Origin of the sequence: Streptomyces sp. SBT349, from assembly GCF_001083795.1 — a bacterium.
Classification (GTDB): domain Bacteria; phylum Actinomycetota; class Actinomycetes; order Streptomycetales; family Streptomycetaceae; genus Streptomyces.
Genome location: NZ_LAVK01000569.1, coordinates 1 through 2783 on the forward strand (window position 1 = coordinate 1; position 2783 = coordinate 2783).

Consider the following 2783-nt stretch of genomic DNA (forward strand, 5'->3'; position numbering starts at 1 on the left):
GCCCCACACCCTGCCCCAAGCGGGCGAACACCCCGATGCTGTCCACACACCCCACCCGCACCGCGTCGAACCACTTACCGGCGGGCAACCCTCGCCCACCACCGGCACCCGAAGGCACCCACTCGTGCAAGGCATCCGTGGCTGTCATGCGCCGATGGTCTCGGTCGAGCGCGACGAGAAGTGACCCAGTGGGGGTCACCTGGAGTCGGCCGGTCAGATGGCGCCGCACCACTCGGCGAAGTGGGTCAGCGACGCGGCGTCCGCTCTCTTCAGGCGGCGAAGCGTCCCGATGTCCTCACGGACCCACCGGTGTTCACGGGCGTGCTGGGGTGCGATCCGTCGAGCCGTCTTGAGGCTCTCGAAGGCGTCATCCGGCCGCCCGGCCCAGAGCTGGGCTCGGGCTACCTCGATATGGAACGAGGAGCGCCGCTCGGCGGGTAGGCCCTTCGGTGGCGCCCACTCCTGGGCGATGTCCAGTGCCCGCTGAAGGTGACCCTCTCCGAGGGAAACGGCAAGGGAGACCTCATGCACTCGCACGGAGTCGGGGCCGACCGCGGTGCCGTCGTAGACCGCCTCGGGCACCGACCTGGCCAGGCGGTCGGCGTGCTTCATGTGCGACGTGGCGGAGTGGTGGTCGCCCGCTCTTCCCGCGATCACCGCCGCACGCATGTGCAGGGCACCGCGGGAGGCCGCTGCGGCGGTGCCGTTGGGTGGAGGCGCGTGGTCAATGGCCCGCTCCAGGGCGCGCAGTCCAGCCGCGTGCGCACGAGCCGCGAAGTAGACCTCGGTGCGCACGTACTCCACGGTCGCGGTCGTCACCGCGTCGTCCGCCCGCCGGGCCGCCCACCTCATGAGGTCGATGAGACGCGCCGAGAGGTCTGTGGCGCCATGCTTGTAGGCAACGGCGTCCACCGCCCGGCAGGCCGACACCAGCAGGCGTGCCAGCTCGGGTCGGCTCTCGGCCGTGCCGGTGCTCAGCGCTCGCAGCAGTTCGGAGAGCAGGCCGGGGCCAACGCGCATGATCCGCACGTACTGCGATTCCAGCCGATGGGACACCGCCGCGGACACGGCGGTGCGCAGCAGAGGAAGCGCGCGGACGGGCCCGTCGTCCGGATCATCATGGCCGGCCAGGAGGGCGGCGAGAGCCGGCATGGCGTCGTGGATCCGTGACGCGGCCCGGTCCTGGTCACGGTGCAGTCGTGTCACGTCGATGCCGAGCGCATCGGCGAGAGCATCGAGTACCGCATCGCCCGCACCCCGCGCGCCGCGCTCGATCTTGCGCAAGGTCCCGACGTGGATCCCGGCGGCATCGGCGAGTTGGAGCTGAGTCATGCGGTGCATGCTGCGGTGATAGGCGACGCGGCGACCTACCTCCAACGCCTTGGCAGAGGGCATGGGGCCTCCCGTTCAGTGCTTTTCCACTCCGAACGGTACCCGGGTGATCACCCTGCGAGTACGCGAGGTGTCCTAGACGCCGAGGATGCCGGGGAGTTCGGTGAGGCTGTCGACGGTCCAGTCCGCCGCACGCACATCCGGGTCGTCCGCCCACAGGTGTCCCCAGGGGCCGCGCCGGATGTGCGCGGTCCGCAGGCCCGTTTCCCTGGCGGGGACGACGTCGTTCGCGGGGTGGTCGCCCACGTACAGAATCTCCTCCGGCCGTGCTTCCGCGAGAGCGACGACCTTGAGGAAGAACGCGGTGTTCGGCTTGGCGACGCCCCACTCCCCGGACACCGCGACCGCGTCCACCGGCAGCTCCAGGGCGCGCAGTTGCTCGCCCGCCCTGATGGTCTGGTTCCCGGCGACGACCACCCGCACCCCGAGGTGCCGCAACGCCGCCAGTGCGGGGCGGACGTCCTCGTACAGGTCCGACTCGGACAGCCGCTCCCCGCGCCCGGCGGCTTCCCGGGCGGCGTACTCGGCGTCCAAGTCCACGCCTGGGCGCAGGAGCCGGAGCGCGTCCGCGTTGTCCCGCCCCTGCGCCACCACCGCCCCGACGAGGGCCGACACGGTGTGACGCGAGACCCCGAACCAATCGGCCCAGTCACCCCAGTACCGGGTGTCAGCCGTCAAAGTTTCACCGATGTCCAGTGCCACACACCTGATCATGAGCACAGACTAGGCGTGGCCCGGCGGGAGTGGCCGAACTCGGATGGCGGGCGCGCGGCTCCCGTCACCGGCTGTTGGCTGGGGTTTTGCGGCTTCTACGCCTGGTCTAGGTGGCGCGGGCTTGCCCGGGTGTCTGTTTCGTGCGGATGCACGAGGGAGGCACCTACGGGGGGAGGGTTCGTGGGTGTTCGCCGTCCCGGTGACCGGGAAGTGGTCTCTTGGATGAGGTGGGTGTCCGGACGGGCGCAGCGGATGGCGGTGGTCTTGGGTCGGTCTGTGGGTGGTGGGCTGGGGTGGCGCGCACCCTTCGGGCCTGCCCTGGCCGCTCGTATTCGTCGTCGTCCGCGCGCCGCCTGGGCTTATGTAGCGGGCCGGTGGGTTCGTTGCCCTATCGGGCATCGGAGGGCGGGGACTGGTGTGAAACGGCGCACGGTTTGTTTTCAACACTCTGTTTAAAACGAAGTGTTTCGCGTTTCAGAAGAGTCCCCACCTCCAGATGCCCGAAGGGGCAGACGACCGCGCACCGCCACCACGGCCCGGTTGGGCAACGACCCCCACCGGCCCGGCTGGTGACCAACAAGGGCACACAGAGGCGGCAGCAGCTGCGCGCCACCCCAGCCACAGCGAACAGACCGACCCAAGACCAGCGTCATCCGCTGCGCCCGTTCGGACACCCG

The 2783-nt window shown here is 70.2% G+C and carries 2 protein-coding genes; both read right to left on the bottom strand.

Going from position 1 to position 2783, the window contains the following annotated elements; genetic code table 11:
• Positions 1 to 213: 213 nt before the first annotated feature.
• On the bottom strand, positions 214 to 1395 hold the full coding sequence (locus tag ADY01_RS34665) for a helix-turn-helix domain-containing protein (RefSeq protein ID WP_049580771.1): 1182 nt from the start codon (positions 1393 to 1395) through the stop codon (positions 214 to 216).
• A 72-nt stretch (positions 1396 to 1467) separates the two neighbouring features.
• Complete coding sequence (locus tag ADY01_RS34670) at positions 1468 to 2106, bottom strand: HAD family hydrolase (RefSeq protein ID WP_049580772.1); 639 nt, start codon at positions 2104 to 2106, stop codon at positions 1468 to 1470.
• Positions 2107 to 2783: the final 677 nt, after the last annotated feature.

What these genes read in the sequence shown, in the direction of transcription:
- ADY01_RS34665 (WP_049580771.1), bottom strand. Translation starts at nt 1,395, where the DNA reads ATGCCCTCTGCCAAGGCGTTGGAGGTAGGTCGCCGCGTCGCCTATCAC.
- ADY01_RS34670 (WP_049580772.1), bottom strand. Translation starts at nt 2,106, where the DNA reads ATGATCAGGTGTGTGGCACTGGACATCGGTGAAACTTTGACGGCTGAC.